This window comes from Dyadobacter sp. CY356 (assembly GCF_021440195.1).
Taxonomy (GTDB): Bacteria; Bacteroidota; Bacteroidia; order Cytophagales; family Spirosomataceae; genus Dyadobacter.
The window spans coordinates 247208-273765 of the sequence record NZ_JAJTSZ010000003.1 but is presented as its reverse complement, the minus strand read 5'-3'; the positions used below and the strand labels follow the sequence as shown (position 1 = coordinate 273765).

At 39.1% G+C, this 26558-nt stretch carries 19 protein-coding genes, 1 tRNA gene and 1 riboswitch; of the genes, 12 read left to right on the top strand and 8 right to left on the bottom strand.

Going from position 1 to position 26558, the window contains the following annotated elements; genetic code table 11:
- Positions 1–90 precede the first annotated feature (90 nt).
- From LXL81_RS12970 to LXL81_RS12950, 5 genes are all read left to right on the top strand, one after another.
- Positions 91–2523: a hypothetical protein gene (locus tag LXL81_RS12970; protein WP_310589570.1), complete on the top strand. Its 2433-nt coding sequence runs from the start codon at positions 91–93 to the stop codon at positions 2521–2523.
- A 500-nt stretch (positions 2524–3023) separates the two neighbouring features.
- Positions 3024–3887, top strand: a complete 864-nt coding sequence (locus LXL81_RS12965) for a DUF4041 domain-containing protein (RefSeq protein WP_234647215.1) — start codon at positions 3024–3026, stop codon at positions 3885–3887.
- A gap of 101 nt (positions 3888–3988) precedes the next feature.
- Positions 3989–4492 (top strand): GIY-YIG nuclease family protein, encoded by a 504-nt coding sequence (locus tag LXL81_RS12960; RefSeq protein ID WP_234647214.1) that lies wholly within the window; start codon positions 3989–3991, stop codon positions 4490–4492.
- A gap of 169 nt (positions 4493–4661) precedes the next feature.
- Positions 4662–6119 (top strand): AAA family ATPase, encoded by a 1458-nt coding sequence (locus LXL81_RS12955; protein ID WP_234647213.1) that lies wholly within the window; start codon positions 4662–4664, stop codon positions 6117–6119.
- Complete coding sequence (locus LXL81_RS12950; RefSeq protein ID WP_234647212.1) at positions 6112–6618, top strand: hypothetical protein; 507 nt, start codon at positions 6112–6114, stop codon at positions 6616–6618. Before LXL81_RS12955 ends, LXL81_RS12950 begins: the two co-directional genes overlap by 8 nt.
- A gap of 48 nt (positions 6619–6666) precedes the next feature.
- Here LXL81_RS12950 and LXL81_RS12945 read toward each other — a convergent pair.
- From LXL81_RS12945 to LXL81_RS12930, 4 genes are all read right to left on the bottom strand, one after another.
- A tRNA-Pro gene (locus LXL81_RS12945) sits at positions 6667–6740 on the bottom strand.
- Positions 6741–6889: 149 nt separating this feature from the next.
- Positions 6890–10321, bottom strand: coding sequence for an efflux RND transporter permease subunit (locus LXL81_RS12940; protein ID WP_234647211.1), 3432 nt, complete (start codon positions 10319–10321; stop codon positions 6890–6892).
- A 24-nt stretch (positions 10322–10345) separates the two neighbouring features.
- The gene (locus LXL81_RS12935) at positions 10346–11479 is read right to left on the bottom strand and encodes an efflux RND transporter periplasmic adaptor subunit (RefSeq protein WP_234647210.1); all 1134 of its coding nucleotides are present in this window, start codon (positions 11477–11479) and stop codon (positions 10346–10348) included.
- A 109-nt stretch (positions 11480–11588) separates the two neighbouring features.
- Entirely contained in the window at positions 11589–12944 is a 1356-nt protein-coding gene (locus LXL81_RS12930; protein ID WP_234647209.1) for a TolC family protein, read from the bottom strand.
- A gap of 69 nt (positions 12945–13013) precedes the next feature.
- Here LXL81_RS12930 and LXL81_RS12925 point away from each other — a divergent pair, with 69 nt between their 5' ends.
- A complete protein-coding gene (locus LXL81_RS12925; RefSeq protein WP_234647208.1) occupies positions 13014–13973 on the top strand; it encodes a hypothetical protein in 960 nt (319 codons plus the stop codon).
- A gap of 47 nt (positions 13974–14020) precedes the next feature.
- Here LXL81_RS12925 and LXL81_RS12920 read toward each other — a convergent pair whose 3' ends face one another.
- Positions 14021–14644, bottom strand: a complete 624-nt coding sequence (locus LXL81_RS12920) for a TetR/AcrR family transcriptional regulator (protein WP_234647207.1) — start codon at positions 14642–14644, stop codon at positions 14021–14023.
- Positions 14645–15264: 620 nt separating this feature from the next.
- On the opposite strand from LXL81_RS12920, the gene LXL81_RS12915 reads away from it, so the two are divergent.
- Both LXL81_RS12915 and LXL81_RS29055 read left to right on the top strand, forming a co-directional pair.
- A complete protein-coding gene (locus LXL81_RS12915) occupies positions 15265–16737 on the top strand; it encodes an arginine decarboxylase (protein ID WP_234647206.1) in 1473 nt (490 codons plus the stop codon).
- A gap of 103 nt (positions 16738–16840) precedes the next feature.
- Entirely contained in the window at positions 16841–16972 is a 132-nt protein-coding gene (locus LXL81_RS29055) for a hypothetical protein (RefSeq protein ID WP_255713705.1), read from the top strand.
- Here the strand turns inward: LXL81_RS29055 and LXL81_RS12910 are convergent.
- Together LXL81_RS12910 and hemE are read right to left on the bottom strand one after the other, a co-directional pair.
- On the bottom strand, positions 16969–17496 hold the full coding sequence (locus LXL81_RS12910; RefSeq protein ID WP_234647205.1) for an HAD-IIIA family hydrolase: 528 nt from the start codon (positions 17494–17496) through the stop codon (positions 16969–16971). The genes LXL81_RS29055 and LXL81_RS12910 overlap by 4 nt on opposite strands.
- A 128-nt stretch (positions 17497–17624) precedes the next feature.
- A complete protein-coding gene (hemE, locus tag LXL81_RS12905) occupies positions 17625–18656 on the bottom strand; it encodes a uroporphyrinogen decarboxylase (RefSeq protein WP_234647204.1) in 1032 nt (343 codons plus the stop codon).
- Positions 18657–18883: 227 nt separating this feature from the next.
- Between hemE and LXL81_RS12900 the strand changes: the two genes are divergently transcribed.
- The 4 genes from LXL81_RS12900 to LXL81_RS12885 all read left to right on the top strand — a co-directional run bounded on the left by LXL81_RS12900 (position 18884) and on the right by LXL81_RS12885 (position 23295).
- Positions 18884–19750 carry a YncE family protein gene (locus LXL81_RS12900; RefSeq protein ID WP_234647203.1) on the top strand — a complete coding sequence of 289 codons (867 nt, stop codon included), beginning with the start codon at positions 18884–18886 and terminating at the stop codon, positions 19748–19750.
- A gap of 586 nt (positions 19751–20336) precedes the next feature.
- Complete coding sequence (locus LXL81_RS12895) at positions 20337–21836, top strand: T9SS type A sorting domain-containing protein (protein ID WP_234647202.1); 1500 nt, start codon at positions 20337–20339, stop codon at positions 21834–21836.
- A 197-nt stretch (positions 21837–22033) separates the two neighbouring features.
- Positions 22034–23014, top strand: a complete 981-nt coding sequence (locus LXL81_RS12890; protein WP_234647201.1) for a hypothetical protein — start codon at positions 22034–22036, stop codon at positions 23012–23014.
- Positions 23011–23295 (top strand): hypothetical protein, encoded by a 285-nt coding sequence (locus LXL81_RS12885; RefSeq protein WP_234647200.1) that lies wholly within the window; start codon positions 23011–23013, stop codon positions 23293–23295. Before LXL81_RS12890 ends, LXL81_RS12885 begins: the two co-directional genes overlap by 4 nt.
- 484 nt (positions 23296–23779) lie before the next feature.
- Here LXL81_RS12885 and LXL81_RS12880 read toward each other — a convergent pair whose 3' ends face one another.
- Positions 23780–26239 (bottom strand): TonB-dependent receptor, encoded by a 2460-nt coding sequence (locus LXL81_RS12880; RefSeq protein ID WP_234647199.1) that lies wholly within the window; start codon positions 26237–26239, stop codon positions 23780–23782.
- Between the two features lie 127 nt (positions 26240–26366).
- Positions 26367–26462, bottom strand: a riboswitch (TPP riboswitch).
- Between the last annotated feature and the right edge of the window lie 96 nt (positions 26463–26558).

The window sequence follows — 26558 nt, the reverse complement described above, 5'->3', positions numbered from 1 at the left end:
TTCAAAAAATGTATAAAAACAGGACTGTCAGAAAAAGCAGTCCTGTTTTGCGTTATGGCTAAATGAACATTTCTGCACTGGCCTTAATGAATGAATTTGAAGTATATAGTGGAAAGTAATTTTGCCACGGAAGTATTTCTTTTTATGCGTTCTATAATTCAATCATACAGTTTTTTGCAGACTTTCAAATGGCCACCCATTTGCCTTGTGCTGTTTATTTCCGGTTTTGTCCATTCTTTATATGCTCAAACTGTAAATCTTAAAAATGCGGTTCTGATGGTTTCTCCTTCTATTCCATCTCCTATGAAGGAAACGGCAGCGGTGGTACTTTCCGAAGAAATAGAAAAAAGAACGGGTTTTAGTTTGAAAAATGCTGCCGTCTGGCCAAAAGCTGGGAAACCAACAATTGCCCTTATTTTGTCAACCGATACTGAATTATTTGGAAAACCGGCTCCTGCAAAACGGACCGGCGAAAATCCTGAATTAAAAAAAGAAGGATATCGCCTGGTCACAGAAACTTCTGAAAAAGGAAATATCATCTGGATCATCGGAGCTGATGCGCGTGGGATTTTATTTGGCTCGGGCTGGCTGCTGCGGAATTTGAGAATGGTCAAAAATATACTTCAACTGGATGAAAAAGCTGATTTTGCTACTTCACCCGATTATCCGATCCGCGGCCATCAGTTAGGTTACCGCACCACAGCCAATACCTATGATGCCTGGACAACCGGACAATTTGACCAATATATCCGTGAACTGGCGATTTTCGGTACCAATGCCATTGAAGGAATTCCGTTTCAGGAAGGCGAAGCACCGAGTCCGCATTTTAAAATTCCTTCTGCCGAAATGCGAATTAGAATGAGTGAAATGTGTCAGAAATATGACATGGATTACTGGGTCTGGACGCCGGCCACTTTCAACCTGAAAGACGAAGCCAGGCGAAAAGCCGAAATTGAAATGCATGAGGAGTTTTACAAAAAAGCGCCGCGGCTTGATCATATATTTCTCCCCGGCGGTGATCCCGGAGATAATCATCCGGCGGACGTGATGCCGTTTTTGAAAGAGCTGCAAAGTCGTCTGGTGAAATATCATCCGAATGCCAAAATGTGGATTTCCTTACAGGGATTCAGCGTGGAGCAGATCGATTATTTTTACAAATATCTTGAAACTGAAAAGCCATCCTGGCTTCAGGGCGTGGTATCCGGACCGGGCAGTCCGCCTATGGCCGAAACCCGCTACCGGCTTCCGAAACAATATCAGCACCGCGAATATCCGGACATAACCCACGCCATCCGCTGTGAATTTCCGGTGGAAAAATATGACCAGGCTTTTGCCTTGACGCTCGGAAGGGAATCTGTGAATCCGCGGCCTTATGCTTTTGCCAAAATCCATGAAAAATACGCGCCCTTTACCGATGGTTTTGTGTCCTATTCTGATGGCAGCCATGATGATGTGAACAAGGTTTTGTGGAGTATGCGCGCCTGGGATGTGAAAAAAGATGTGCACCAGCTATTGAAAGAATATGCCGGTTTTTTCTTTGGAAAAAATATTGATAATGCCGTAGCCAGTGGCATAGAAGCACTTGAACAAAACTGGAAAGGTTCTCTGGCTGAAAACGGCGGCGTTGAAATGACCTACCAGTTCTGGAAAAATCTGGAAAGTACTAATCCAAAACTGAAAGATAGCTGGCGCTGGCAAATGCTTTTGCTGAGAGGATATTATGACGAATATACCCGCCTGCGACTGATCAATGAGCAGGAACTGGAAAAACAGGCCAACGAAATCCTGGCCAAAGCAGATAACAAGACCATCACAAAATCCATGGATCAGGCACTAGCGATTGTCAACAAAGCCGATACTGAGCCGATTGCCAGAGATATCCGCAAACACATCGAAGACCTGAGCGATGCCTTGTACATTTCCATCGGTTTGCAAACAAGCTCGGCCAAACATAAACCAAGAAATCCGGAGCGCGGCGCGGTGATGGATTTTGTAGATTATCCGCTGAACAACCGCTGGTGGCTGGCCGATGAATTTGAGAAAATCAAAAAGATAAAAGACCCGGCAGAACAGCTGGCCATGCTGAAACGTATAGCGACCTGGGAAAATCCGGGCGAAGGAAGTTATTACGACGATATTTCAAGCGTAGCCAAAGGCCCGCGTGTAAAAACCATTTCCGATGACGCCACCGACGTGGCCTGGTGGGACAATGGAAAAAGCAGAAAACGCCTTTCTTCCCAGCTTTTCCAAAGAGAACCAGCACTTGATTACACAAACCTGGATCCAGGCGCACGTTACATTATTCGCGTGGCGGGCTACGGCGAGGCGCTTTTACGTGTAGACGGACAAAGACTTTCCCCAACCATATACAACAAAGAACAGGATTCTTTCAAAGAATGGATCGTCCCGCTATCCCTAACCCGTGACGGCAAAATCTCCGTCACCTTCGACGGCCCGGAAGAATCTGATTTGAACTGGCGGAAGAATTCGAAGATTTCGGATGTTTGGTTGTTGAAGGAGTAGGAAGGTCTGGGTTTTGAATTTTTGAGGTCTGCGAGGGTTCGCAGGCCTTTTTATTTGTTAATAAAATAAAAAGTTCACCCGAAGCGCCCTGTCCTTGGGAAGGGGGGTGAACATGGTAATGCAAAGATGATCTATTTTGAGTGATTTATACAAGACAGGATAAAAATAATCTAACATTGATTAAAATGACCGTTGAATAATTTCTTATAGGTCTTAAAGTTTAAATTCATTAACATGTAACTTTTATTAATCTCGACGTTATCCTCCCAAATAGCATGGACATTTTTTTATTTATTACCTCCATCATACTTATAATATTATGGCTGAGAGACCGAAAAAAACTTGAAAGTCAGATTAATATTTTAACAATTGATCTTAACTTATCGAAAGAAGAAGTCAAGTCGAAAGAAGAAGTCAAGAATTTATTACTTCGAGTTGAAGGTTTAAAGTAACTCAATAGTGCATTATCCAAATATCAGGGAATTGTTGATACTGAAAATTTGTCCAAAGAAATTTTGGAAAAGGCGAAGAGTAATGCAGATTTAATATTGCTCCGCGCAAAAGAAGAACTAGAAATCGCTGCGAACGAAGCAAGCGAAATTATACAACAAGCAAAGTTTGAATTAGATCAAGCGAAAATATCTTCCAAGACTATAAAAACGCAGGCAAATGCCGATGCAAGTAGTCTAAGACAAAATGCTGAACGCCTTTTAAGTAATGCTACAAAAGAAGCCCAGCTAGTAATTGAACAAGCGATCATTAAAGCCAAGGAAATTGCGGGTAGTGCTTATAAAGCATTGCTTGATGCCACTGAGCTTGAAAAGACAGCAAAGGCAATGAAAAATATAATTGAAGGTTATGGTGACAATTATTTAAAACCAACATACAGTTTACTGGACGATTTGGCGCAAGAATTTAGTCATACCGAGGCAGGCGAGAGATTAAAACTGGCACGAGAAAAAACCAGATTAATGATCAAGAATGGCACGTCGGCAAAATGTGATTATGTCGAGCACTACCGAAGATCGACAGCTATTTCTTTTGTTTTAGATGCATTTAATGGAAAAGGAGATTCTATTCTTTCCAATGTGAAAAAGGATAATTACGGTACATTGGAACAAAGAATTAAGGATGCCTATCAAGTAGTAAATAACAATGGAAAAGCTTTTCGTAATGCTGTTATAACAGAAGAATATGAAAAGGCCAGAATTGATGAGTTGCATTGGGCGGTTATCACGCAGGAACTGAAATGGGAGGAGCAGGAAGAACAGAGAAGAATAAAAGAGCAAATTAGAGAAGAAGAAAAGGCAAGAAGAGATTTTGAGAAAGCTATCCGTGAAACTCAAAGGAAGAAGCTTTACTGAAAAAATTAATTGAAAAGGCTCAGAAGGAAGTTGAGCTTGCCAGCGAAGAACAAAGAGCGGGTTATGAATTGAAATTACTAGATTTGGAAGGACGCCTGAAAATGGCAGAGGAGAAAAATCAGCGTGCCCTTTCTATGGCACAACAAACAAAATCCGGAAATGTTTATATTGTTTCAAATATCGGTTCTTTTGGAGAAAACGTATTCAAGATTGGAATGACCAGACGTTTGGAGCCTTTGGATAGAGTTAAAGAATTGGGTGATGCGAGTGTTCCATTTGAATTCGATGTTCATTCAATGATTTATAGTGATAATGCACCCGCACTGGAAAGAGAATTGCACAAGAAATTTTTACGTCTGCAAATGAACAAAGTCAACCCAAGAAAGGAATTTTTCAAGGTAGCCTTAAATGATATTAAAGATGAAGTTGATCGGATGAATATTAATGCGAAATGGACAATGATTTCAGAAGCAAGGCATTATAGAGAAAGTTTGGCTATCGAAGAAGCAATATCCAGTGATCTTCAAAAACATCTTGAATGGGAGAAATATCAGCTTGAAATGGATTCTGTTTTAGTGGAGGATGATGAAGAGGTTGAGGTGTAAACTCTGAGTATGTTCTACACGGTATCTTCATTCTTTTTAAGATTCTTATTGAACTCAATATAATCGGAATAAATGAATAGATAAATATACGTATCAATGTATTCCTAATCGTTTTAGGGCGGGAATAATTAAACCTTATATTTGAGGAGAATTACTTGAATACATCGAAATGGAAATAGAAATTAGGAATTTCGGACCACTTGATACTTTGAAGTTTGACTTAGAGAAGGATCTACATCTTATCTACGGTCAGAATGCAATTGGTAAGTCCTACGCAACTTATTGTCTTTATTGTTTAATTAAAAACATAACTAATAAGTCAATTAGTGGAAATTATAACTATTTGTATCTTGAGAGATCGGAGGATAGTGCATTTGATAATTTTATTAATACAAATGTTAAAAGTTTAAAGAGCAGTAAGTCGGTAGATTGTACAAAGGACTTTTCTCAGCTTATTGATGATGCTTTAAAAAAAGTTGTTTTACAGGGGTTGCAAAATTCGCTGTTAAATACCTTTTCTTCACTAAAGAACCTAAAAAATAGGTATTCCAACAAAAACTATGAAATTATAATATCCATTTCAGAAGTGGAGAAGCTTACTATTTGTTCAGATGATGAAGGTGTCTTGGATTTGAGTTATGTAGGTACTTTTGATAAAGTAGAGATAATTCAAAAAGCTACAAAATCAACTAAGTTTTCATTAATAGTTAATGGATTCAAAGCAATTGGAAAGCCAACAGAAATAGAATTTGCTAATGAGTTTAAGGGTTACATTTTTTCAAAGGTGAACGAAATACTTAGAAAGCTAGATTTTAATATTCGAGATATTTATTATCTACCTGCAAGTCGTTCTGGGCTGTATCAAGCTTTAAACGCTTTTACCCCAATCATTGCTGAATTAACTCAAAACCGATTCTTCATACAAAACAAAAGTATAGAACTACCCTCATTATCTGAACCTCTTGCGGATTATTTCATTGACTTATCCACAGTTAATAAAAAAAATATAAATAAGGAATTTGAAGATATTATTAATCTGCTTCAAAACGATATCCTAAGAGGTGAAGTAGTTTATAATGATAAAACTCGGAGAATATTATACAAGCCAAAAGGAATTGAGCTTGAGTTGAATCTATCTGAAGCGTCTTCTATGGTCGCAGAGTTATCGCCTCTAGTACTTTACTTTAAACATATTTTAAATAATAAGTATTCTTCTGCAAAAAATCGAGACCCTTTTTTCTACGATGAATTTTATTATAGATTAAAGAGGCGAACAAAAGATAGAGGATATGATATTTTGTTCATAGAAGAACCAGAAGCACACTTGCATCCGGAAGTTCAAGTTAAGCTCATGGAAATATTTGCTAAACTATCAACACTCAAACTTAAAGTATTTATCACTTCTCATAGTAATTATATGTTTAATAAATTAAATAATTTATTAATTAAAGGAGAAATTGATAATCAAAAAATAAAGGTTTACCATTTAGTAACTTGTGATGAAGGTACTACAATTAATAGTGACATGAAGGTATCGGAGAATGGCATAAACGATGAAAACTTTCAAGATGTTTCAGAACAACTTTACTATGAACGTTTTAATTTTTTAGAGGAAAACAATGATTAGTAAAGTAAAGAATCATGAGATATTGTCAACTTTAATTGAAGATACATGTTGTGAAAATGATGTATGTGTAACGTTTGATAATGAAGTTTTGCCGTCATCATATGTAATTATAAAAGTTGATAAGTTTTATAACTCGTTAAATATTGCAGAGAGGCCAGCTTCTATCGATTGTTTAATAATACGGAAGTGTAATAAATCAGGTTATGGTCTTACCCTAGTAGAATTAAAAAACATAGATAATTCAAGAGGTTTTGAAACAAGTAATATAAAGGAGAAATTTGAAACAACACTATATGATTTTATTAAAACAAAATTTAGAAATCCACTTGATATCGATTACTCAGATGTTAAGCTATTTTTTGTATCCAACAAAGAAATTTATAGAAGAGATATAGGGCTTAAAATGGAGGTTTTAATTAATTTAAGATTCAAATTCAATGATAAAAATCTAATGATAAGTCCTAAAATGCCTAATCCGACAATAAAAAATTGTTATTAACAATAAAATAAAGCCTAATCAATTTTATAGGCTTTATTTTTTGTTTTGTCGGGATGACAGGATTTGAACCTGCGACCTCTTGCACCCCATGCAAGCACGCTACCGAGCTGCGCCACATCCCGTAATTTTCCAAGGCTGCAAAACTAATTAAAATTAAACGCAGAGTAAAGGAGTTTTACACGGAGTTTCGCAGAGTTTTTTATTTTCATAATAATCTCTGTGAAACTCTGCGAAAAACTCCCGTAACTCTGCGTTTAAAAAACAAACGAGTTTAAATACTTTCGTTCTGCCAGTTTGGATTGATGACTTCCTGCTTGCCTTTTCGGAACCATTTGTCGCGGACTTTTTCGTTAACATAATACATACATGGAACGAGCAGAAGCGTCAGGATGGTTGAGAAGGTAAGTCCCATGATGATCGTCCAGGCGAGGATATTCCAGAATACGGAACTTGCTCCGCCTGTCACCACATTCGGTGCGAAATCGCGGAAAAGCCCTACAAAATCTAGCGTAATACCGAATGCAAGCGGAATCAGACCCAGTACTGCCGCCGAAGCTGTCAGCAATACGGGCGTCAGACGGATTGCGCCTCCTTCGATGATTGCATTGCGAAGCGGGTAACCGCGTCCGCGAAGTTCATCAATAAATTCAATGAGCAGAATCCCGTTTTTCACCACAATACCGGCCAGTGCAATAATACCCACACCGGACATGATCACGGAGAATGTTTTGTCAAAAATCACAAAACCAAGCAATACCCCGATCAGCGAAAGCACGATGGTAAAGAAGATGATCAGCGGTTTCACAACCGAGTTAAACTGTGTAGCCAGAATGAGGTAAATCAGCAAAATTGCTGCACCAAATGCGCCGGTCAGGAAGTTCATGGATTCGGCCTGGTCTTCCTGCTCACCACCCATTTTCACGGTATATCCGCTTGGTACTTTCACGTTATTCACCAGTTCCTGAATCTGGGCCACAATGTCGTTGGCATTATATCCCGGCAAAACATCGGAGCTCAGCGTCACAATGCGCTGCTGATCTTTCCGGTTAATCTGGCTGAATGTTGTCGAGTAAGAAATGTTGGCTACGGACGTGATCGGAACCTGACGAAGCGCGCCGCCGGAATTCATATCACGGTATACAATGTTCAGACTCAACAGTTTTTCAATCTGCTGACGGTCGTCTTTTTTCAAACGGACCATGATCGGATATTCATCTTTTGCATCACGGAATTTGGAAACTTCCAGACCGAAAAGTGCGGTACGAATTGACAGCGCGATCTGCGATGAACTGATCCCTTCGCGCTGAGCTTTTTCACGGTCAATATCAATCGTGATTTCAGGTTTGTTCGTTACCAGATCGGACTTCAACTGGTCAATTCCCGCGATACCGGAGTTTTGTACACGTTTCAAAAGATCTTTTTCCAATAACTGCAATTTCTCAAAATCGTCACCCGAAATTTCAATCGAAATTGGTTTTCCTGTTGGCGGACCGGTACTTTCACGTTCTACGGAAATTTCAGTTCCGGGAATTCCGGCTACTGCATCACGTACTTTGGTCAGTAATTCCTGCGTCGAGCGGCCGTCGCGGGCTTCACTTTTCACAAAAGCTACCGTCACTTTGGACTTATGCGGCGTTGCGGCACGGTCCGGGTTGTTCGGATCACCGGCATTTTTACCAACATTGGAAATAACCGAGTTCACGATTCCCATCGCTTTCTCCGTTTTCAAAACTGAGAACACACGTTTCTCAATCACCTTGGTAATCGAATCCGTCGTAAGCGCATCAGTTCCGGAAGGCAGTTTATTGTACACATATATATAATCCGGGTCACCGCTCGGGAAGAATGTTACTTCCGGTTTGGCAATACCCACAATGATAAACGTCGCAATCAAAAGCACGACCATCGAAAGGATCGCAAACACCGGACGGTATCCTTTGATCAGCCATGTGATCAGTTTTTTGTAATTATTTTTAAGCGCCGGCAATAATCTGTCCTGGAAAGGAACAAGAATTCTTGGCGTCAGAATGTAATGATTGAAAACAAAAAGCACGAGGATGATCACAAAGAAATTGCCCACACCGCGGTCGACAAAATAACCAACCAGTGCCATCGCTGCCAAAATCAACATCGGACGCATGATCGCTTTGATGCTTGTATCATGTTTTTCTTTTTCATCTTCATGACGGCCCATGAACGTTACAGCGAAAACCGGGTTGATCACATAAGCCACAAAAAGTGATGACATCAGAGTCAAAATCAGCGTCAGCGGCAGGAACTTCATAAAATCCCCGACAATGCCCGGCCAGAAAAGAAGCGGAAAAAACGGCGCAATCGTCGTCAAGGTTCCGGAAAGTACGGGCACGAAAACTTCTCCCGCCGCAGCTTTTACAGCCTGCTGGATCGTCCAGTCTTTATGATTGTTGAACAAACGGTGGGTATTTTCAATTACCACAATCGCATCATCCACCACAAGACCAATCCCGAGCAGGAAGGCAAAAAGTACGATCGTGTTCAAGGTGAAAGAAGTTCCGATCAACGGGCCTAAAACCGGCATCAATACAAAGGCAACCAACGCAGAAAGCGGTACGGAAAGTCCGATAAAAATCGCGTCACGGATACCCATGAAAAACATCAGTACCAAAACCACGAAGATAAAACCGATGATAACCGTGTTGATCAGTTCATGCAAATCCGCACGGGTACGTTCCGACTGATCGGCTGTGATGCGGATATCCAGCCCTTGCGGCAATTCGGATTCCTTCATTTTGTCAATGATCACTTCAATATCATCAGCCGCTTTCACCAGGTTGGATCCGGCTCTTTTGATTACGTTCAGCGTGATTACCGATTTGTTGTCCAGACGGGCAAAATCCAATTGTTCTTCAAAACTGTCCGTCACTTCGGCAATATCACCCAGACGAACCACCGCTCCTGTTCCGGTACGGATACGCAGGTTTGCAAGCTGGGTCATGTTCAGGAATTCACCTTTTACACGGAGCGTCCGGCGCATATTTCCAACTTTCAGATCACCACCTGAAACGTTAATGTTTTCACTTTGAACGGCAGTTTGAATGTCTGTAAAAGTCAAACCAGTGGACTGCATACGCGGCAGATCCAGGTTGATCTGGATTTCACGGTTCAGCGCACCAACGATATCCACCCGGCTGATTTCCGGCATGGCTTCAATTGCATCCTGTAAATCTTCCGCATATTCCTTTAATTGTTTCAGCGAATAATTACCGGCCAGGTTAATGTTCATGATCGGAAATTCCGAAAAGTTCACATCCTGAGCCGTCGGGCCGGAATCCAGTTCCTGAGGCAAATCCTGTTTGGCCTTATCAATGGCATCACGCACCCGCTGCAAGGCATCGGCTACGTCAACATCAGGTGTAAATTCCACCAGAATTACCGAAACGTCCTGCAAAGCGTTTGATTTGATATGTTTTACACCATTGATCGATTTTAATTGCTTTTCAATGGGCTTGTTAATTGTGTTCTCCACGTCGGCGGGAGCGGTACCAAAATAAACCGTATTGATATAAATCTGCGGTACTTTAATATCCGGAAACTGCTCTTTGGGCAGGTTGTTGTATACCACAAAGCCAGCCAGCGTGATGATAACCGTAAAGATGTAAATAGTAGTCCTATTCTCTACGCACCAGTTGGTAAAACTCAGGGTTTTATGATCTTCAAATTTCATGGGTATGCTAGCTGAAAGTGAATGTTAGTACGAAATCGTTTGTCCGTCCGAAACCTCCTGGTATCCGGTCGTGATAATTTCGTCTCCTGCCTGTAAGCCTTCCGTTACTTCAATTTTTCCGTTGTAAATCAAACCAGTTTTCACAATTCTTGATTTAGCCATTTTCTTGCCGTTTTCGTTCACCGCTACATATACAACCTGTCCCTTTTCAGTTCCCTGAATAATATTCTGGTCAATGATCAGCGCATTTTTCTTCGTCACGTCGTTGATCTGGACTTTCGCAGTCATGTTTGGTTTCAGTGCTGGACTGGAAGGAAGATTTGCTTCAATCAGGAAGGTGCGGCTCAGCGGATCAACTGTTGTGCCCACAAAAGAGACTTTTGCCGTATAATCCTTGTTCAAATCAGGAAAACTGATCAGAATTTCGTCACCACGTTTTACACTCGCAGCATAAGTATCAGAAACTTTGGCAACCACTTTCAGATTTCCAAGGTTAACAACGCGGAAAAGGCCAACGCCCGGCGCAGCCGTTTCTCCAACTTTTACATTGACCTGATCCACCACACCCGAAATCGGAGCAGAAACCCGCGACTGAGAAAGCTGCGTGTTTAAAGTAGAAAGTTTTCTTTCCAAGCCTTCTTTATTATTCTGCGCCTGTAGAAACTGTATTTCAGTACCGATTTTCTGGTCCCACAGATTTTTCTGTTTGTTAAAAATCGTGTTGGCTAGGTTCAGCTGCGTTTTTACTTCCTCAATACTTTCACGCAAAATACTGTCGTCGACTTTAGCCATTGCAGTTCCGGCTTTCACCTGATCGCCTTCACGTACATAAACCGCCGTGATCACCCCGCCGGATTTTGGCGTTACCATCACACTGTTTTTAGCATCAATAGAACCCTGCAATTCTACATAATGACTTAAAGTGCCCACTTCAAGCGGTTTCACTGTAACAACTTTTATATTTGTTTCAACTCTTTTGGTCGTGTCCAGCTTCGCTATTTCTGATTCAAGTGTTTTTATTTTTTTCTCAGTTTCGCTCTGTTCCGATTTTAGTTTGGTGAGTTCCTCTTTTTTGCCTGCCAATCCATCCTTTTTCTCCCCTGAACAAGAAGCCAGCAAAGCAGCAGCAATTGTGATAGATAGAATATGTGTTTTCATGATAAAATTTTAATGGTTAATTATTAATTGTTAATGGTTAATAAGAGATGGTTAGTTGTTCACGGCCTGGTCATAGTATAAGCCGCCATTAACAATTAACCCTTAACCATTAATCATTATAAAGCTCTCCTTTCGCTTTGCTCAAATCAACTTTCGCGATCAGCATGTCATAAAGTGCAGAAAAATAATTTGTTTGCGCTTCTTTGAAAGCGGATTCTGCATTGATGACTTCAATGTTAGAACCAACACCTTCTTTGTACTTGATTTTGGTTACCCGGACAACTTCCTTGGCCAGATCAACATTTCTAGTCTGCGTTTCCAAAGTAGCAAAAGCATTTTTTATGTTGATGGCTGCCTGTTGGGACTGCATGTCAATGGTTTGTTCAAGCAATTTCTGGTTAAGCTTTACTTTGTCGAGCGCAACCTTTTTTTGTTCAACCTGATATTTTTTGACAAAACCATCGAAAATCGGGATGTTCAGGTTCAAGGCAAGTATAGAGTTATTAAACCATTTTGTTCCGAAAAGATCCGGAAGTGTATTTCGCCCATTGTTATGACCATATCCGAAAGAAGTCGAAAGACTTGGCAGATAACCGGAACGGATATTTTTCAGATCAAGACCGGCCAGTTTTAGCTGCGTATCCAATACCGAATATTCAATCCGGCTGTTGTAGTTCACTTTATAATCAGAAAAATCACCTCTTAACGTTTCAATATTCAGGTCATCCACTTTGTCCGTCAGCTGAATTTTTTCATCAAGCGGCATACCCATTTGGTATTTCAAAAGCGTATAACTCAGTTCAATCAAATTCTGAACTTTCTGACGTTCAGTTACCAGATTGTTGATTTGCACTTCCAGACGCGTTACATCAAGCAATTCAACAAATCCGCTTTCGTTCATCGCTTTGGTTTCACGTCTCAATGAATCCACACGACTGATATTTAAATCCAGAACTTTGGCACGTTCTTCCGAAACCTGTGCAGAATAGTAGGCTTTGGTAACAGCTTCCGCAACTGTAACTTTCGACTGTGTAATATTTTTGCTCGCCAATTCACGATACGTAGCTGCGGCGCGCAAACCGATAAAATAGGAACCGCTGAAAATTAACTGGTTCAACGTCGCCGATGCACTTCCTGAGTATCTTACTCCAAATTGTACTGCTACTGGTGGAGCGTCAGCCGGTACATTTGGATCTCCAAAAGCATTGGCTGGAAGGAAAACGCGCTGAATAATCACGTTATCACTTAAATTGAAATTGGCAGCCAGCTGAGGCAAACCCGCACCACGCACTTCGCCGATTCTGGCTTCCGCAGAAACAGCATCGAGTTGGGTACTTTTTACATTCAGGTTATGCTTGATGGCATAGTCGACGGCTTCTTTAACCGTAAAACTCGCCTCCTGCGCAGATGAATTTGTATAAATAAAAATAAATAATACAAATGTTATAATTATTCTTGATTTCATATTAAAAAACTATATTTATGTGTCCATTTATAATTAAATGATATACAATAAACTAAACTTGTAAGATCTATGAAAAAGCTAGTCATTTTTTGCCTGAGTTTATCTCTTTTTTGTTCATGTAAAAAGGACGAAAAAGTTGCTATCAGTGATCAAGAGATTCAAGACAAAAACATTCCACTTCAAGAGATAACACCAACTTTGGAAACTGATTTTTTAAAACTTAGAAATACCTCAGAGTTGATATCAATTTTACAAGCCAAGAATATAGATGAACGTGATAAAGTACTTAAAGCATTTGAAGACATAAAAGGATTTACCTCATTCAGAGAAAAAAATGATGTTTCAGAAAAACAAACGATTGATTCATCCATTTTAAAGCTAAGGAACACGGTTAATAATTCAGAATTGTCGCTTAAACAAGAATCAGATGAAAAGTTACCATCATTGATAGAATCGATCGTAAATGAAAAGGGACTTGTTATGTTGGGAAATAGTCTATTCCAATTTACGACTGAATATGTCAAGGAGTTGAAAAATTACACAGGTCAACCCGATCTTATTAATAGATTAAAAAATTCTAATAAAACTGACATAGAAAGTGGTATTTACATAAACAAAATTGAAAAACGTACATTACAATCTTTCAGTAAAAATCTCAGGGTAGGCCCATATTCTGAGTATATCCAAGGCGGGGCTTTATATATTCCATTTTATGGTTCAATGTATGTAAGAGGTTATTTAACATGTACAAATGTGCCTATCGGCTCTACTAACAACTGGATAATTCAAGCAGAGTCAAGAGCTTACTCTGATGCGAATAGTGAATTAACAAATGCTGAAACATATATGGAAGTCACTTCATCAACTCATCCAGGTTCATTAGGCACATCAGGTAAAACTCGATTGAAATATGTTATTGGCACTTCTACCACTAATGTTAATTTCATAGGTCAGGTAAAATTTGTGCTAGTAATGTATCCATTTGGTTATAAAAAATATTCAGTAGGTTATATAAATATCTCAAATTAGTTTTATCTGTTGCAAGACGATAACCGGGAAGTTTGACCGGTTATCGTTCATTTCTCATGGGTAAAAGTTGTTGCTGATTCTTCTTTATATTTAGTATAGTATTCAAATCCTTTTTCAGTCAGAATTCCGTGTAAAAAATGGTGGACAAATTCCATCTGCACATTCATCATATTAAACTTGTCTGCCGGGTAAATGTTTGGATCCAAAGCCATCAATACCTGTTCAATACGAAGTATCGATAACATATCGACGTTTATTTCTTTCCGGTAAAGCCCCGTCTCCACACCTTCCACCAGATTTTCCCGGATACCTTTTGTGATATATTCGTGTTTGTACTGATGAAATAAATCCCAGGCAAGCGGGTGATATTTTTTCAGGTCATGGAAAACCACAGGATTCATATGCGCCAGAGAAACGCGCATATAATCGGCTCCAAGTACCATTTGTTCGATAGGATTCAGCTGATCTTCATCCATTTTATCCATCTGGCATTTCTGACTTTCCAGCTCTTGTTCTATAACCAATATTACAATCGCTTCCTTATCCGGAAAATGCTGATAGATCGTACGTTTGGAAATACCGAGATCCTTCGCGATATCATCCATCGTCACACTTTTGATGCCATAGCGCCAAAAGAGTTTGAATGCTTCTTTTATAATTCGTTCTTTCACAGGACAAAGTTGAAATTTTCCAATGATAAAAACTATGAAAACTTTAAGAATGTTTAAAGTTTTCTATTCATTTTCAACCTATTTCCTATAATATGGTATGATTAAATATTTAATGATTTATTAATTTATTGATTACTAAATTGTTAACGCCGCTTTGTAACTTTGGGGTCAAAATTTTCGGCAACATTTGCAACGCAGCAACCTGTTTATCTAAGAATCTAACGATTCAGCAAATTGTAATTTATTTATATCAGATCAAGCCCGGATAAATAATTATTTTTTGATTTAAGATTAAAAAAGTATCTAAGCATGTTGTAAATCGTAATTCAAAGGAAGCGACTGGAATTAAAAGAAGCTATCAGAAAAGTACCAAACAGGCAATTTGACGTATGAACTTTAAATTATCCGTGATAAAGTAATCGCACGGAATGTTTTAAAGTCAAATGATGTTTGGAAATAATACATATTCTGCCCAAATTTCGGGTCTTTTCTTTTAAGCAGAAAGAGTATTAGAAATAGTGATCTGAACGTTGAAGAGAGATCCGAAGAATGAAAGTGAAAACAAAACAAGTTCAATTATTTATTCAAATCCACTAACTGCTATCCGCGAAAACAAATAAATGAAAAGCTACATTGACCTGATTCAGCAAACGTTCGAGTTCCCAACGATGGAATTTAACGTTGACAAAAATGAATTGCTGTTCAACAATGTACCACTGATGGACATCATCAAGGAACATGGTACGCCTCTGAAACTTAATTATCTGCCCAAAATCGGTGAACATATTAGTAATGCGAATATGTTTTTCAAAAATGCATTCAAGCGCCATAATTATAAGGGGACTTATACTTATTGCTATTGTACCAAATCTTCGCATTTTAGTTTTGTGCTGGAAGAGGCGCTGAAGCATAATATACACCTGGAAACTTCGTCGTCTTTTGATATTCCGATCATCCGTGAATTATACCGCCGCGGAAAAATCAGCAAGTCTACTTACATTCTTGCAAATGGATACAAAAGACCACTTTATACACAATATCTGAGTGAGTTGATCAACGAAGGTTTCAATGTTATTCCAATTCTGGATAACCTGAAAGAAATTGAATCATACGAGCAGCAGGTTACCGCAGATACTGTAAATTTTGCAATGCGTATTGCGACGGATGAGGAGCCAAACTTTGCTTTTTATACGTCCCGTTTAGGCATTCGCTATAATGATGTGCAGCAGTTATACAAAGATAAAATCGAGAGTAATCCTCGTTTTAAGCTTAAAATGCTTCACTTTTTTATCAATACCGGAATTAAGGACAGTGCATATTACTGGAGTGAATTGACCAGGTTTATGTTCAAATACTGCGAAATGCAGAAAATTTGTCCGGAACTGGATTCGATTGATATCGGAGGAGGACTTCCAATCCAGACTTCGTTACAGGCTGGTTATGATTACCAGCAGATGATTGATGAAATCATTGAAAATATTCAGTGGATCTGTAACAAAAACAACGTTCCTGTTCCGCATATTTTTACGGAATTCGGAAGTTATACCGTTGGAGAAAGCGGCGCGGTGATTTACGAGATCATTGATAAAAAACTGCAAAACGATAAGGAGCTTTGGTATATGATCAACGGATCGTTTATCACCCAACTACCTGATTCATGGGGTATGAACCAGAAATATATCATGCTTCCGATCAATAACTGGGATAGTCCGTACCAAAAAGTAAACCTGGGCGGTCTGACTTGCGATTCGCAGGATTTTTATAACAGTGAAATGCACAGTGCGGATTTGTATATGCCGATTTTTGAGGAAGAGGCTGAAAAACAATACATTGGGTTTTTCCATACCGGCGCTTACCAGGAATCTCTGGGCGGTTACGGTGGAATTCAGCACTGTCTGATTCCGGCACCAAAACATGTTCTGATCGACCGTGATGAAGAAGGAAAAATTGTCACCAAAGTTTTTGCAGAAGAGCAGGACAGCGATTCTATGTTAAAAATTCTTGGTTTCAAAGATGAATCCTTTATTACGCCGGTAATCAGGGATGAAGTTCCTTCGGAAACAGAAGAAGAGCTTGTGGAAACAAAAATTTGACGAAATATATAACGTTCTTTGAATGAGTTCGTTACTTTTACGAACTCATTCAAAGAAATAAGTTTTATAACCTGACGTTAATATACTACTCTAAAAATCTTATATGAAAAAGGTATTCCTTCTTTTGACAATTTGCGGTACGATCGGTTTTGCATCTTCATGCACAAAACACCAGTGCCCGGCTTACGGATCTGCTGTGAAAGTTCAGAAACAGCCGGTTAAAGTACGCGCTTAATTTATTTGAGCTAAAATTATTTTTGCCGCTTCAAATAAACTGACAGCGGTGAAATCTCCTGCTGAAGTCTCATTTTCAGGAATGATATGAATTGTTTTGAGGCCAACCTTTCGTCCGGCTTCCATATCTCTTGACCTGTCGCCTATCATCCACGATTGGGCTGTATCAATATTATATTTTGAAATTGCTTTTTCAAGCATCAAAGAATCCGGTTTCCTGGAAAGTGATTTTCCGGTAAAATCGGGATGTGAAGGAGCAAAGTAAATGTCATCCAAAGCATTTCCGGAAACCTCCTGCATTTTTTCATGGATTGCATAAACGGCTTCCGGGCCATACATACCCTTCGCAATTCCAGCCTGATTGGTAACCACGATCAATAAAAAACCAGCTTCTTTCAATGATTTCAAAGCTTCGGGCATTCCTTCGGGAATCACGAGCTCTTCGAGTGTATGTAAATAATCGCTAAGATCTTCATTAAGAACACCATCACGATCTAAGAAAACGCACTTTGTTGTTTGGGACATGGAGTTTTTAGGTTACACAGAGGGCCACAGAGTTCAGGAGAGAGCCACAGAGAAAATTTAATAAGACATTGACAGTAACAAATTATACCTCTGTGTCCCTCTTTTTAACTCTGTGGTTCTCTGTGTCCCTATCCAAGAGCAGAGTATTCTTTTACTGCTTCGATGAAGCATCTTACTTTATCCGGCTGCATATCCGGATACACGCCGTGTCCCAGATTGGCGATATAACGCTGTGTCCCGAATTGGCTTACCATTTTCTTCACTTCCGCACGGATTTGATCAAAGGAAGAATAAAGTACGCAAGGATCAAGATTTCCCTGTAAGGTTTTATTTGGAATTAACTGACGCGATTCGATGACATCCATATTCCAGTCCAGTCCGACAACCGCACAATTTAGTTTACCGATTTCCTCTCTTGCAAAAAATGCTCCTTTGGCAAAAACCGTAACCGGCGCCTCGGTGATCGCGTCGCAGATTTGTTTGATATAAGGAAGAGAAAAAGTTTTATATTGTTCCGGAGACAGAATTCCTGCCCATGAATCAAAGATCTGAACCATATCTGCACCTGCTACAATCTGTGCTTTCAGATAAGCAATCGTGCTGTCTGTTATTTTTTGTAATAACAAATGGGAAAATTCCGGATCGGCATAAAGATGTTTTTTCGCCACTGAAAAAGTTTTTGATCCTTTTCCTTCGGTCATATAACAGAAAATGGTAAATGGCGCACCTGCAAATCCAATTAACGGCACACGATCGGCCAGGCCCGTTTTGGTAAGACGAATGGCTTCCAGAACATAACTCAGATCATTTGCCGGATCAGCAATTCTCAGTTTATCCAGATCAGCAATGGTATTAACTGTTGTCGGAAAAACCGGACCTTTTTGTTCAGCCATTTCGTACGGCAACCCCATTCCTTCGGGAACTACCAAAATGTCCGAGAATATGATAGCAGCATCAACGCCAAGCAGATCAACAGGTTGTATGGTAACTTCGGCTGCAAGTTCCGGTGTTGTAGCAAGCTGGATAAAACTTCCGGCCTTTTCACGAACGGCCCGATATTCAGGCAAAATTCGTCCGGCCTGGCGCATCATCCAAACAGGAGTACGCTCTACATTCTCACCACGTGCTGCGCGAAGCAAAAGATCATTTTTCAATTTCATGCCGCAAAGGTAGGAATTATAGGATAAAGGAATGAACTAAAATACGAGAATTAGCGAAGTGTTTTCCCTGGGATAATTGTTGGAACGGGATTTTTAGTATTATAGTGATATCATTGAAGCCAACAGCCTCAGGAAACAAATATTCGCCAGAATCAAGTCACATGAAATTCATCAATATTTTATTTTTTATTATTTTCCTTTTTACATTTTCATCCTGCGATGAAAAAATGACCAAGGAAGAAGTGCTACAAATTGGTATCACCTCCTGCCGGTCATCCCCTTCATTTATCAAAACGCTTGAATTTGATCCAACCCGTTCAGGATTGTCAACAACGGAGCCAGGTTATACAGGAGTAGTATTGATTGAACACCCGAGAAATATGGCTGATTCTGCAAGCAAAAAAACATATCAGGACCGCAGTTGGGCTCAACATGGTTTTATGGGCGGTATTACGTCAGATAGCGACGGAAATACATTCACCGCTCCGCTTCCAAAAGCTGAAAAAGCGAGTAGCTGGAGGGAGATGAACAAAATTTATAAGCTGGATTCTGAAACCGGAAACATGGCTATGTTAACGGAACTTGCCAAAGCTGACAGCTCCGCAGGTACTTATCCTCTGGCAGTATTAGGCATTTACTATGATTGCCACGGTAAAAAGATATATGCGGCCAGTGTTGCAGGCAGTAATAAAAACAAAGAAAACGGAGTAATTTATGTTATTGATCCTGAAGACGGCGACGTTGTTGACAAATTGGAAGGATATGATGCATTTGCTGTTTTTGTAGGCGGATTAACAGGTGAAAAACGTTTGTATTTTGGAAGTGCGCGTACTTCTGCTGTTTACTCCATTGAATTGACAAAAAATGGAAAATTTACCGGGGATGTCAAAGAAGAATGTTCATTGAAAAATCTGGGACCCCGAGGCAATGACAAAGCTCAAAACATTCGGTTTGATGAAAAAGGTTATATGATGGTTTATGGAATCGAATTTGATTATAGCTTACCAGTAAAAGGTGAAGATGCAGAGACACTGTATCAATTTGCTTATGATAAAGGCTCAAAGAAATGGTTAACTGTTCAGGGTCGACAGTAATAAATCTCCAATTATTTGTTTTGTACTATCGAATTTTTACTAATTAAATCCAGACAAGGATACCTCAGTAAACCGTTATAATTGGGAAACTCATCATATGTTCAATAAATAATGTTTTGTTATAGAAATAATTCTACAAACAAGCTAGAAAATAACGATCATAAAAAGTAGTAATTCATTTGTTTTTATAAAATTCTTCGATTCGTTATATTTTATATCAATCTTCTTGTTTTAATTTTTCCTACTTTTGACTCGAAATATTTCTAGTCTCAATAGAATTTTTTTGATTATGCATGATCAAAATTTTCACACACCTCCTCGTTAATAAAGTATTTTTCAAAACCCGTCTGTCATACTGAATAATGCTATGATCGAATCATGGTAAGTCACTTATAATCACCGCCGCTAACATATTGTTTTAAGATGTCATTATGAATTCTGGCAGGTTTACCTGCATGATATTTCATGTCTTATATCATTATGTTACCAAAGGTTACTTTTGATTTATATAAACATTCTCAGGTAGCAGGCATTCTCAACAATTTGAAAAACTTCAACAATCAAATCATTTATGTAAATAACTTTTATGAAACCTTTCGCAAAAATTTCGTTATTCCTTTTTCTGGCGCTTGGCTCTGCAAGCGCGATTTGTCAAACGTTGCCGGTACTTCCCGCTCCGGATTACAGCAGTAACCACGACGCACAAATTAACGGCACAGTCACTATTGGAGGCACACAGAATCTTCCAGGCATTCTGGCCCGTCTGACCCGCGTTGTTCCAGGTGGCGACAATATTATAGTTTCTTATGCTATCAGCGATGCCAATGGAAACTTTACTTTGACCGGCAGATCCGGAGTTAATTATGTTGTGGATTATGAATTTCCAACAAGTGGTTTTACTACTTTAACTGCAATTCCATCCACGGAATTTACAGCAGCTGCGGGTGCTAATACAGTTCCGGAAGGTGGGTTAACGTTAACCAGAAAAACAAATACCATTACTAATTGTAACGTTTCGGTATCAACCCTGACACCTTTCACTAACCAATCTGTAACTGTCGACAAAGCTGTTCCAATCAATCCGTCAGCAACTTTGTCAAGCGTTCAGATTTTTACTTCTTCACTGGTATCTAATCCTACCATTCTGGTATCAACAACGACAACCACGGAGGTTCAAAAATTGATTATTGGTGCCAGTGTAAAAATTAGCAACCCTTTTACTACCGGAACCTTGTCCAATCTTGTTACGACGAAGTCGTTCGCCAATGACGAGGATCCAAATCCGGACAATCAAAATCCAATCGAAATCCCAACCGGCTCTTCGTTATCCTATTTTGATATTACCTCAGGAAAAACAAATACAACAAATATTGCCGCTTTTAATCCTAATTACATAGGTACAGGAACTATAACGTTTCCTATATCAGGCACTGCTTCAAAAACAATTACAAATTCAGGTGGCAATACTTCAAGCCAGGAAGTAACATCGGCACTTGGCGGAGTTTGTCTTATTTATACCTACTCAATTGATCCGCTGCCAGTAACGCTTGCCAGTTTTTCAGCGAAAGTTCAAACATTGGAAAACAATAAAAATGTTGTTTTAAATTGGAAAACTACCCAGGAAGTAAATAGCGAATACTTCGATGTTCAGCACAGTACAGATGCTAAACAATGGAACACTCTTGGAAAGGTATTAGCGAGTTACGAAAGCTCCGAATCTAAAAATTATGAATTTATTGATTCTGCTCCAAAAAGCAATACGAATTATTACCGGTTGAAAATGGTGGACAGAGATGGTACATACGCTTACAGCCGTATTGAAACTGCATCACTTGACGGGAATGATCTGGCAGTTACAGTTTATCCTAATCCGGTATCGAGTGAAATTTTTGTGAAAGATATTTCCGCTGAGACGGTTAAAGAACTTTCAATTATTAATTCAAACGGACAGCTGGTTCACATGTCAAAATCAATTTCTTCAACAGAAGGAATTAATGTAAAAGGATTGGCTAATGGATTGTATATCGTTAAGGTTTTAAGAACCGACGGTACGCAAAACGCTAATAAAATTCTTATCCGCCACTAAGATGTATTCAGCCAGGAAAAGGATTTCCAGCGAATAAAAAAAATCAATATTCTTTTGAACGAAGACTGCCTCGAACTGAGGCAGTCTTCGTTTTATAAGGTCTTGTAAAAAGTTCAAAATATTTTCACTTCAACTGCCATTATTTTGTGAGATACAATGATCTTTGTGGTTACCTATTTATTAAAGGATGTTTTATAATGTTGGAAGAATTAAGGAGAATTGCTTTTAGGTTTCAGATTGACCCTCAACAAACTGCCGGGCATACGGCCCGATTATCCTCCGTGATCACGGTTTTGAATAATTTCAATACTTCATTTCTAAATTTTATTGAAATTGAGTTTTTGAAAAATGACAAGTTCCGGGCTGCCTATGAAAGATCACCAAAGGTTTTGGAGGGGCTCAAAAAAGAACTGGAATTACTGGTTGTTGATCTAAAATTCAGCAGTTTCGAAGCTGCGGTTGCTTCCAATATTGTTGAACCGCCAAGTCTTTTCACAACAGATATTGACGACTGGAAAAGAAATGCGTTTTCTGAATTTAAAAAAAACATCCTCTTCGGGAATTTTGAAGAGCCGCAATATATGAATCAGGCGATCATTAAATATACTCCTGAAGAAAGAAACCGGATATATAAACCACTTTTCACCGCAACGTCATCCGACAGGCCCTTTAAGCTTTTTCTGATTGATGCAAAAGGGAAAAAACTGAATCTCAGACAGCCGGATAAAAGTTTTACCGATTTGTATTTCCCGAAAAAAGAAAAGGTAAAAAAAGAGAAAATTGTTTATCGCTTTGCCAAAATATATGCCAAGATAGGAGGTAAAGATGCTTCCACTGATCTGAGTAAAAAGGATATCAAAAAGGTTCTTTTGATCGAAGAAATGGAGCATGGAACCTATCCTTACAGTCCGGACATCATTAAATATGACGAAAAATTATACGTCCTGCATGATAAATTAAATTGTGAAGTCAATTTCGAGAATCATGCATATGTGATCTCCTTTCAACCATTGGACATTTGCGTTTGGGGAACAACCAGAGAAGAATCGGAGGCAGCGTTTAATTTTACTTTCCACGCCTTGTATCAAAATTTCGGTCTGGAATCTGATGAAGCTTTATCAGATGAAGCGATTGTGCTAAAAAATAAATTGTTGACCATTGTTAAGGCGATCAAATGAAAGCTAGAAAAAGTAAGGATATACAGAGGGTGTTACAAAAACAAGGTTTTGAATCGTTTTCGGAAAAGGATCATCATCAGTTGCATTATCTGGTTGTCGACGGTAAAAAACAAGCTGTTTTTACATACGTGGGTAAAGCACCATTAAGTCCGGAGTTGATGGAAACGGTTTCAAGCCAATTGAAATTGACGGATGAAAAAATGGCAGACAGTTTTTTTTCTGGTAGATTGAATAGTGAGAAATATATTGGAATGCTGAGAGATAAGGAAATTTTGAGTTGACATATGGAGCTTTAGTTATTACGGTGCTCTGCACCTTAATTTCCATTTCAAATTCCTTGGGCTACAAATATTACAGTGCTCCGCACCTATCAATTAACTGCATTTGTAAGAATATAAATTTATCCATGATTATAGGTGCAGAGCACCGCAATAATTGTAGAAAAGAGCGATAAAATAATTGACCCGCAAGGTGCAGAGCACCGCAATACTTGTAGGAAAGAGCGACAAAATAATTGACCCGCAAGGTGCAGAGCACCGCAATATTTGTAGGAAGCAATAATGAATAATTGATTTGTAAGGTGCAGAGCACCGTAATACTTGTAGGAAAGAGCGACAAAATAATTGACCCGCAAGGTGCAGAGCACCGTAATACTTCCGGCAACTGACTTACAATTGAAACACTTTGAATGTTTTCCCTCATTACATATCATAAAAAAAGAACGCCACCAGACGTTCTTTTTTTATTTATCAACATTATAAAAACCTAAAAATGAAAATTAACACCAACTAAAAAATTACGGCCTGCTTGTGGGAAATAGAAATTTTCCTGCGTCAATGCACCACCGCTGATATAACCATAGGTATACCCGTTTGACTCATAACGTTCGCTGAAAATATTGTTCAGCAAGAAATTAAAGGAAATTTCTTTGATCCACTTCGGTTTCACAGTATAGGTTAGCCGAAGATCATTCGTGAAATAAGCATCAAGACGGCGGGTTTCAGTGGAAGTGTTATCAAGATATTGTTTTCCGACATATTTTGTTAACAATGCAAATTCAAGATTTTTCTGAGGACTGTAAGTGAACTGACTTCCTACAATCACATTTGGAGAAAATGAAATATCAGATTTTCCATGATTGACCAGGTCATAACCTCCAGTATCATAATTGACAATATATTCGGTAAAATTGGCAATTTTATTCTGGCTGAATGTCGCGTTTGCGTTCCATTTAAAATGTGAATTAAACGCAATAGCACCTTCCAGCTCAATTCCAGTCCGGTAACTTTTCGGCACATTCACACGGATTGAATTTCCTACGTCATTGATCTGGCCGGTTAGTACCAACTGATTTTTATAATGCATCAGATAATAATTGGCTGCAACCATCCATTTGCCACGCTGCATCCGAAATCCGGCTTCTACGTTATTAAGTCTTTCACTTTTTGGAAAAAGCTGATAAGTTGAGGCTGCAAAATCATCCCGGTTAGGCTCTTTATTTCCAACGCTGTAAGAGGCATAAACCGAACTCTGTGGCGCTAGTTGATACGTCAAGCCTGCTTTTGGATTGAGGAAAGAATACGACTGGTCAAAATTCATCTGGACCATTTCATTATCTTTTCCATCAATTTTATGACTGACGCTGCGGTATTGTAAGTCCCCGAATGCGTTTAGCTTTTCAGTAAACTGATAGTAAAGTTTTCCATAAATATTGAAATCCTTTTTTACACCTTTATTAAAATAGTAACGTTGTTCATTTTCTGTGGCACCTGCATTTCTTGCCCAGACGATTTCACCATAATGATCACCGGTATAATAAGTATAACCACCACCAAGACTGGCTGTCAGCTTTTTGAAACTGTTATAATCCAAAGAAAATGTGGATCCATAGAAATAGTTGTCAAGCCATCTGCGGCGGATTATATCCGTTTTTGTAATGGTATCACTTCCTGAAATTAAATTCGGCAGATTGTAATTACTGAAACTGTCATTTTTACGATACTGCTCATAATAACCCAAACCCCGCACCAGAAAACCATTTACATTCAAAGTCAGGTTATTGTTTAGCGTATGCGAAGTCACAACCTGATAATGATCCTGGCGGTAATTATCAACTTCGTTTTTATAAGTGTAGGAATTATAAGTACGATCATTAGCATTGATCAGGTTTTGTGCGTCCTGGTCATCCAGTCCGTTCCGGTCTATATAAGATAAAATTCCTTCGCGATCGCCTTTAAGTTTTGCCTCCGGCACACCATTCCATGATTGATAGGTTCTTTCTTTACCCGAAAATACATTTACCCTGACAAAACTTTTTTTGCCAAAATAAGCGCCTGATAAGTAGTAAGAATGCAATTCAGAAGAAGCTCTGTCGACAAAACCATCCGAAGAAACGCGTGACAAACGGGCGTCAAAAGTGAATTTGTCTTTAATCAGACCACTGCCAACTTTAAATGTATTTTTAAATGTATTAAAAGAGCCGTAAGAATTATTAAGCTCAGCATAAGCTTCTTTACGGAATTGATTGGTACTGATATTAACCGTTGCTCCAAAAGCACCAGAGCCGTTTGTTGAAGTCCCCACCCCGCGCTGGATTTGTATACTGCTAACCGAAGATGCAAAATCCGGCATATTGACCCAATAAACACCCTGACTTTCAGCATCATTGTATGGAATCCCATTCACAGTTACATTAATCCGCGTCGCATCTGTGCCCCGGATCCTGATCCCTGTGTAGCCAACTCCACCACCCGCATCACTCGTACTTACCAGTGATGGTGTGAAATTTAAAAGAACCGGAAGATCTTGTCCCAGATTTTGCTTGTTCAAAGCTTCGGCGGTAACATTGGTATACGCCATTCCGGTTTTGTCCGTAACGCGCGTTGCATTAACGATCACTTCATCGGCCTGAAATGTGCTTTTTTGTAGTTTTATGTCAGTGGATTTCCCATCTGTAAAATTGGCGCTTTCCAATTTTAGTGTTTGGTAACCAATGTAAGAAATCTCCAGAATACCGATATTGTCAGAAATATTCCGGAGTGTGAATCTCCCGTTTGCGTCGGTAGTGGTGCCGCGGATTTCACCGGCCCTGATCGTTGCGCCGGGCAGCGGTTTTCCATCATCCTGATCGGTAACCTGACCGGTCAATGTTTTTTGAGCAAAAACAGATATGCTCAATAAAGTGCTCATAACGAGTGTTAAAAGACAAGTCGTAACGTTTCGCATTGCGATCAATCATTGTTACGAACAGGCAAGGGGCCACCTATCCTTTTTGTACAATAAAATAATTTATTCGATTCAGCCAACTTGATGAAGCTTGAAAACCAATACGTTTAATATGATTTTGCCAGTCCTAAGTTTAGCTTTCTCTTCCTACGCCGGCATTATCCGGATCAGGTAATATGGGTATGATCTCAGCCCGTTAGGTAGGGCACCCCTATGAGATTATGTTGTAAAGTTAGTTGGTTTGGGCTGCGGAAACAAATAGAAAATTATATTGTCCGTTTTGATTTGCGATTTGCAAATAGAAAATTACGGTAAAACG

Coding starts and splice junctions, on each gene's coding strand:
- LXL81_RS12970 (WP_310589570.1), top strand. CDS start 91: ATGAATTTGAAGTATATAGTGGAAAGTAATTTTGCCACGGAAGTATTT.
- LXL81_RS12960 (WP_234647214.1), top strand. CDS start 3,989: ATGGCAGAGGAGAAAAATCAGCGTGCCCTTTCTATGGCACAACAAACA.
- LXL81_RS12955 (WP_234647213.1), top strand. CDS start 4,662: ATGGAAATAGAAATTAGGAATTTCGGACCACTTGATACTTTGAAGTTT.
- LXL81_RS12950 (WP_234647212.1), top strand. CDS start 6,112: ATGATTAGTAAAGTAAAGAATCATGAGATATTGTCAACTTTAATTGAA.
- LXL81_RS12940 (WP_234647211.1), bottom strand. CDS start 10,321: ATGAAATTTGAAGATCATAAAACCCTGAGTTTTACCAACTGGTGCGTA.
- LXL81_RS12935 (WP_234647210.1), bottom strand. CDS start 11,479: ATGAAAACACATATTCTATCTATCACAATTGCTGCTGCTTTGCTGGCT.
- LXL81_RS12930 (WP_234647209.1), bottom strand. CDS start 12,944: ATGAAATCAAGAATAATTATAACATTTGTATTATTTATTTTTATTTAT.
- LXL81_RS12925 (WP_234647208.1), top strand. CDS start 13,014: ATGAAAAAGCTAGTCATTTTTTGCCTGAGTTTATCTCTTTTTTGTTCA.
- LXL81_RS12915 (WP_234647206.1), top strand. CDS start 15,265: ATGAAAAGCTACATTGACCTGATTCAGCAAACGTTCGAGTTCCCAACG.
- LXL81_RS29055 (WP_255713705.1), top strand. CDS start 16,841: ATGAAAAAGGTATTCCTTCTTTTGACAATTTGCGGTACGATCGGTTTT.
- LXL81_RS12910 (WP_234647205.1), bottom strand. CDS start 17,496: ATGTCCCAAACAACAAAGTGCGTTTTCTTAGATCGTGATGGTGTTCTT.
- hemE (WP_234647204.1), bottom strand. CDS start 18,656: ATGAAATTGAAAAATGATCTTTTGCTTCGCGCAGCACGTGGTGAGAAT.
- LXL81_RS12900 (WP_234647203.1), top strand. CDS start 18,884: ATGACCAAGGAAGAAGTGCTACAAATTGGTATCACCTCCTGCCGGTCA.
- LXL81_RS12895 (WP_234647202.1), top strand. CDS start 20,337: ATGAAACCTTTCGCAAAAATTTCGTTATTCCTTTTTCTGGCGCTTGGC.
- LXL81_RS12890 (WP_234647201.1), top strand. CDS start 22,034: ATGTTGGAAGAATTAAGGAGAATTGCTTTTAGGTTTCAGATTGACCCT.
- LXL81_RS12885 (WP_234647200.1), top strand. CDS start 23,011: ATGAAAGCTAGAAAAAGTAAGGATATACAGAGGGTGTTACAAAAACAA.
- LXL81_RS12880 (WP_234647199.1), bottom strand. CDS start 26,239: ATGCGAAACGTTACGACTTGTCTTTTAACACTCGTTATGAGCACTTTA.